The organism is Streptomyces sp. BE303 (assembly GCF_036290945.1).
Taxonomy (GTDB): Bacteria; Actinomycetota; Actinomycetes; order Streptomycetales; family Streptomycetaceae; genus Kitasatospora.
Window position 1 is genome coordinate 1 of record NZ_JAQYWZ010000668.1, and the last position, 5856, is coordinate 5856.

The window sequence follows — 5856 nt, forward strand, 5'->3', positions numbered from 1 at the left end:
CGAGCGCACCGTCGCCTGGCTCGGCGGCTTCCGCCGACTCCACCGCCGCTACGAACGCAAGGCCGACCACTTTGCAGCCTTCGCCAGCATCGCAGCCGCCCTCATCTGCCACCGCCGACTCTCCAAATGAGATGACTTCTCAAGCGGCCACGGACCGGACTTCAGCGGCCACATCGCCGCCCCGCCATCCGTCGTCACCGGCGGCACGGCATCGTCCGAACATCGTCATGACCGGCCTGCCGTTGCCGCGCACGCGGCCGAGCGGCGGAAGCGGATTCCGGAAGCGGATTCCGGAAGGGGAGCCTACGGGCTTGAGGGCACTGTCGCCGCCTTCGGACACACGGCCGTCACAGCGGTAGGGGGTCCGGTGTGGCGGCCCCGTGGGCGGTCACCAGGCGGGCGGTACCGTCGGCGAGGCGGTAGGAGAGGCCCACCACCGCGGCGGTGCCGGCCTGGACGGCGTCGGCCAGACCGCGGGAGCGTTCCATCAGCAGATCGACGGTGTGCCGGATGTGGGCGTGGATGAAGTCCTCGCCCTCCGTGCGGCCGGCGGCGCGGGTGGCGAGCACGCTCGGAGTGACGCGTTCGATCACGTCCTGTACGTACCCTCCGGCGGTGGTGCCGTTCTCCACCGCGCTGCGGGTGGCCGCCACCGCGCCGCACGAGTCGTGTCCGAGGACCACGACGAGCGGGCTGCCGAGCACGCTGACGCCGTACTCGATGCTGCCCAACACCTCCGGACCCACCACGTGGCCTGCGGTGCGGACCACGAACAGGTCGCCCAGGCCCCGGTCGAAGATGATCTCCGCGGCCAGGCGGGAGTCGGAACAGCCGAACAGCACCGCGAACGGACTCTGCGCAGGGGCGATGGCGGCCCGGCGGGCGGCGTCCTGGTTGGGATGCTCGGGCGTGCCCGCGGTGAAGCGGCGGTTGCCGGCCAGCAACATCTCCAGAGCGGCGGGAACAGTCATTCGATCACCGGTCATGGTGGCAGCCTACGGCCCGGGCCGACCTCGCGTGCCGTCGGGGCAGGGCTCTGTCCGCCGTGCGAGGCGGCGTGGACGATGCCCGGACAGGGCGCGCACCCCTGCGAGTGCCAGCGGAGCCGGGCCGCCGGCAGGCGAGGGCGGTGCCCGAGAACCGAGGGTGGCCGCTCTCCGTGCCGGCCGTCGCCGAGACCACCGCCGACCTGCTCGGTCTCTGACGCGGGCAGGACCGTCCCGCCCACCGGTCCTGCCCGTCGCTCCGCCCCTCGCTCAGGTCCCTCGCTCCGGAAAGGCGGACCCGAGGGCGGGTAGGGGTGTCATGACCCGCTCACGCCGGCCGATGTGTTCGGTCGTCCCGGATACGGCCGGGGGATGTCAAGGTCGGCGGCGCGTCGGAGAGGACGGCCTTGGTGAGACGGGAGAGTTGTCTGCCGTCGGCGCTTCCGTGTCCCAGGCCGTAGCTCTCGCCCGCGGGGGCCTGCCTCCCCGGTGGTGAAGGGGGGCGAAGCGACGGGCCTCGGAATGCCCATGCGGGTTATGGCTCGCCAGCCTCAGTTACACTCCGCACACCATCCAGACCTGGCGGTCGGCACGGGGGCCGCAGGACAGCCCCGCAGGCCTGCCGGCGCCTGTACCCCACCCCCGGACGACAAGGACCCATTTGTGGCAACCGACTACGACGCTCCGCGCAAGAGCGACGACGACGGCTCGACCGACAGCATCGAGGAGCTGAAGGCCCACCGTAGCGACAAGTCGGCCTCCACCATCGACGCCGTCGACGTGCTTGAGTCGGCGGACGGCCTGGAACTCCCCGGCGCCGACCTGTCGGGCGAGGAACTCACCGTCGCCGTGCAACCGGTACTGAGCGACGAATTCACCTGCATCACCTGCTTCCTCGTCCACCACCGCAGCAGACTCGCGCGCCTCAAGAACGGCAAGCCGATCTGCCGCGACTGCGACTGACAGATCAACCGGTGAGGGCCCAGCGGCACGGCCGGGGCACGCCGCGGTCGACCGGCCGAGCCGCTGGCCCTCGAACACCGTCCCTGCGGGCAGCCTGGTCCAGTCGACCCGCCCGTCGCAGAGCGCCGGGCGATGTGCGGCGCCCGCGAGGCTCGGCGGGACAGTCGCTGCGGCGGCAGGCATCGCGGTCCTGATGCCGCTGCTCCCCGACCGACTGCCGTTCAGGCCGGCGGTACCGCGCTGACGTTTCGCACTCCTGGTCGGGGGAGCGGACTGCGGTCGAGTGCACGGTCGCTGAGGTTTCGTCATGCTGTCGGAGACGGCAGGGTGTGAGCGCTGCCGGTGTCTCCCGACGTCATGACGACGGACTCCACGACTCGCGACGCGTGAACGAAGCCGGTTCAGGCGGGTGGGTGGGCGAGGTCGGCGCGGGTGGTGCGGAGCTTGGCGAGGACGCGGGCGACGTGGTTCTCGACGGTGCGGGTGGACAGGAAGAGTGCGGCGGCGATGTCCTTGTTGGTGGCGCCGGCGGCGAGGAGGTCGCGGATCTGTTCCTCGCGGGGGGAGAGCCGGTCGCCGTAACCGGCCCGGCCGCGCGGGTTGGAGGTCACCTTGCCGAGTTCCCGCAGCACGCGGTGGCAGCGGGCCGCGTCGGAGGTCGCGCCGAGGCGTTCGAAGGCGGCGATCGGTGCGGCGAGCCGTACGGAAACGTCGTCGAGATCGGTGCGAGTGCGGGCGGCGCGTTCGGCGGCGAGGGCCGCGGGGTAGGGGCGGCCGATGGCGGTCCATCGTGCGGCCGCGAGGTCGAAGGCCGCCATCGCCGCGTCAGGGTCGGCCGCGCGCAGCAGCAGCCCGCGGCACAGGTGGTGTTCGGCGACGGCGCCGGGTGCGTCGCGGCCCTCGGTCTCGGTGGCGTGGCGTGCGGCCAGGGCCTCGGCCTCCGCCAGCCGCCGCAGGGCGAGGAGGGTTTCGACGGCGGTGGGGACGAGGTCCCAGGCGTGGGCCCAGATCTCTTTGCGGTCGAGGAAGGCGAGGAAGTCGAGCGGGTCGGTCAGGGTGCGCCAGGCGGCCTGCGGGTCGTCGCGGTTGAGGTGGAGGCGCGCGGCTCCGGCGGCGGCGCCGAGCGAGTCCAGGTGCAGACCCCGGGTGAGCACCTCGTGGAACTCGGCGGCGGCCTGGGCGGTGCGCCCACGGGCGGCGGCGGCGAGGCCGCGCACGGTGGCCGACAGTCCGCCGGAGCCCACCTGGCTCTGGGGGTAGCGCTTCTGGAAGGCCGTGAGGCCACGTTCCGCGTCGTCCCAGCGCCCGGCTTGCCAGTCGGCCATGATCTGATGGCAGTCCAGGTAGAGCTCCACCATGGGTAGCCGACTGCCCGGCGCCATGGCCCTCGTCCCGGTGATGGCGGCGGCGGCCCGGGCGTCGTTCCCGACCGCGATCGAGCGGCCGGCGGTGCCACAGACGATCATCGCGGTGCTCTGGAGCACCTGCAGGTCGGTGCTCTCGCGCGGAAGCGCCGCCAGCAGTGCGGGGACCGCGGGGTCGGCGGCGGTGCTCAGCAGGGACATCTGCGCGAGGTCGAGCATCGCCCGGGCCTGGCGGTCCCCGTGAGTGGCCAGGAGGGAGCGGCCCCGTTCGACCATGGCCCGCTGCTCCGCGAGGGCGAACCGTCCCGTCTCCGACATGGCCAGCAGGGCCAGCCGCCTGGCGTCGGCGACCGGATCGCCGTCCCCCGACTCCGTCAGGGCGGTCAGCACTTCCTCCTCGCCGGAGAAATCACCGCCCCGGTAGATCATGATGGCTCCCAGGCTCGTCCTGATCGTTGCGCGGACCGGCACGCTCAGGCCGGGCAGCCGCATGATCCGGCGCAGGGCGGCGGTGGTGGCGGTGTACTGCGTGCCGGCGGAGACCGAGAAGGCCAGGGCGGTCGCCGCGCGGCTGAGCTGTTCGGGGGTGAGGCCGGGCTGGTCGAGGATCTCCTGGAGCAGTGCGGCGGCGGTGCCGTGGTCGCCGACCGCGAGGGCCTGGTCTGCGGCCTCCTGGGCCCGGGGCAGCCAGGCCGCCCGGTCGCCCAGGGCGCGGGCGTGGTGGGAGATCTGCACCAGCGGCGGTGGGTCGAGCGTCTGCAGTGCCGCCAGGACCCGCCGGTGGTTCCGGTGGCGCACCGGTCCGGGAAGGGAGTCGTAGACCGCCTCCTGGGCGAGGACGTGCGCGAACGTGTAGGTGTCCGGGCCGGTCTGACGCAGGACGGCGGCGGCCGTCGCGGCTTGCAGGGCGGCGGCGGTGCGGTCCTCGTCCAGGCCCGCCGACAGGGCGAGCAGTGACTCCCCGGCGGGAACGGCCAGGACCGCCGCGGCGTCCACCAGGGCGGTTGCGTCCGGGCCCAGCCGGGCTCGTCGTTCGGCGAGTACCTCGTTGAGGCTTCGCGGCACCCGCAGCGCGCCCGGGTCGGTGCCGGCCGGCGAGTCCGCGAGGGTGAGCAGGTCCTCCTCGATCACCAGCGGCAGGCCGCCGCTGCGTTCGAGCAGGGTTCGCACCAGCTGCGGCGCGGGCTCGCCGCCGAGCAGGTCCCGGGCCATCGTTCTCAGCTCGGTCTCGCCCAGTCGGCCGAGCCGGATCTCCGCGCCGCCCGTCCCGGGTGGGCGTCGGAACGGTGCCCCCAGCACCGGCCGGCCGGCCGGGAGCTCCTCCGCCCGGTAGGTCATCACCAGCGCCGAGTCCGTCGGCATGTCCATCGCGAGGAGGAGCAGCAGTTCCCGGGTGGCCTCGTCCGCCCAGTGGACGTCCTCGACCACGAGGACCGCCGGTGCCACCGCCTCCAGCAGGGTCCGTACCCCCGACACCACCCGGAACCGCTGCACACCGGCCCCGGAGGTCCCGGCCTCCACTCGTGGCGGCTCCGGGGGCAGGGCGCCGGCGAGGTCCGGCAGCAGCGGTGCGAGGGCGCCCGTCGACGCGCCCAGTCGCTCCGCCGGCGGCAGCCACGGTCCGACCCGGCGCAGCGCGTCGATGACCGGCCCGTACGCCAGCGGCTCGCGCAGTGGATGGCAGCCGCCCGTCAGGACTCGCAGGCCGCGGTCGGCGAGGACCGACGTGGCCTCCGCGACCAGCCGCGACTTGCCGATCCCGGCCTCCCCCTCCACCAGGACCACCGCCGGGCGTACGTCGGACACCGCGCCGAGCAGTGTCCGCAGTTCCGCGGTGCGTCCTGCGAAGGAGGACTCCCGTGCCCCGGGGAGGGCGGGTTCACCACCGAGGTCGTGCACACCCAGCTCCCATCGGACCGGCAGTTTCCACGGAGGACGGGACGGGCTGTACTGCCTCATTCAGGGCACCCTAGCACCGCGTCGGCAGCGGGAAGGATCAAGGGCGCGGTGGCGCTTCTGCTCAGGTTGCCGGGGCTGGGGGCGAGGTCCGTACGAGGATGAGCCGCCCGGTGGTCTCGCTCAGCACCGCCTGTGCGGCGGGGGCGAGTTCGGCGTCGGTGACGAAGCAGTCGATCTCCGGGAGCGTGGCGAAGGCGCTGAGGCCGACGACGTCCCACTTGCTGTGGTCGGCGGCGACGACCACCCTGCGGGCCGAGGCGATCAGGGTCCGGTTGGTCTGGGCCTCCGCGAGGTTGGGGGTGGTGAGGCCGGCGCGTTCGGAGACGCCGTGTGCGCCGATGATCAGGGTGTCCGTGTGCAGGGATCTGATGGCCTGGTCGGCGAGCGGGCCGACGAGTGCGGCCGACGGGGTGGGTGTGCCTCCGGTGAGGAGGAGGACGGGTGCGTTGCCGTTGCCGTTCTCCGCGGCGGTGCGGACGAGGTCGGCGACGGGGAGGGAGTTGGTGACCAGGGTGAGGCCGGGGATGTCGAGGAGTTGCCGGGCGACGGCGAAGGCGGTGGTCCCCGCTCCGACGGCGACGACG

Annotated in this window: 4 protein-coding genes and 1 pseudogene; 2 read left to right on the forward strand and 3 right to left on the reverse strand. The window is 73.5% G+C overall.

All coding sequences use genetic code 11. The annotated features are described in order from the left end of the window. Nucleotides 1–130: pseudogene (locus PUR56_RS16060) on the forward strand (IS5/IS1182 family transposase); the annotation flags it as partial. A gap of 217 nt (nucleotides 131–347) precedes the next feature. On the opposite strand, the gene PUR56_RS16065 reads toward PUR56_RS16060, so the two are convergent. After that, nucleotides 348–986, reverse strand: coding sequence for a carbonic anhydrase (locus PUR56_RS16065; protein ID WP_329949428.1), 639 nt, complete (start codon nucleotides 984–986; stop codon nucleotides 348–350). 663 nt (nucleotides 987–1649) lie between these two features. On the opposite strand from PUR56_RS16065, the gene PUR56_RS16070 reads away from it, so the two are divergent. Further along, nucleotides 1650–1949 carry a DUF4193 domain-containing protein gene (locus tag PUR56_RS16070; protein WP_329876864.1) on the forward strand — a complete coding sequence of 100 codons (300 nt, stop codon included), beginning with the start codon at nucleotides 1650–1652 and terminating at the stop codon, nucleotides 1947–1949. 401 nt (nucleotides 1950–2350) lie between these two features. On the opposite strand, the gene PUR56_RS16075 is transcribed toward PUR56_RS16070, so the two are convergent. Continuing rightward, nucleotides 2351–5272 carry an ATP-binding protein gene (locus PUR56_RS16075; RefSeq protein ID WP_329949429.1) on the reverse strand — a complete coding sequence of 974 codons (2922 nt, stop codon included), beginning with the start codon at nucleotides 5270–5272 and terminating at the stop codon, nucleotides 2351–2353. Between the two features lie 61 nt (nucleotides 5273–5333). After that, the coding region (locus tag PUR56_RS16080) for a DeoR/GlpR family DNA-binding transcription regulator (RefSeq protein WP_443034513.1) at nucleotides 5334–5856 on the reverse strand (523 nt) is incomplete at its 5' end.

Excerpts from the sequence above, each read along its gene's own strand:
- PUR56_RS16075 (WP_329949429.1), bottom strand. The coding sequence starts at position 5,272 with ATGAGGCAGTACAGCCCGTCCCGTCCTCCGTGGAAACTGCCGGTCCGA.
- PUR56_RS16065 (WP_329949428.1), bottom strand. The coding sequence starts at position 986 with ATGACCGGTGATCGAATGACTGTTCCCGCCGCTCTGGAGATGTTGCTG.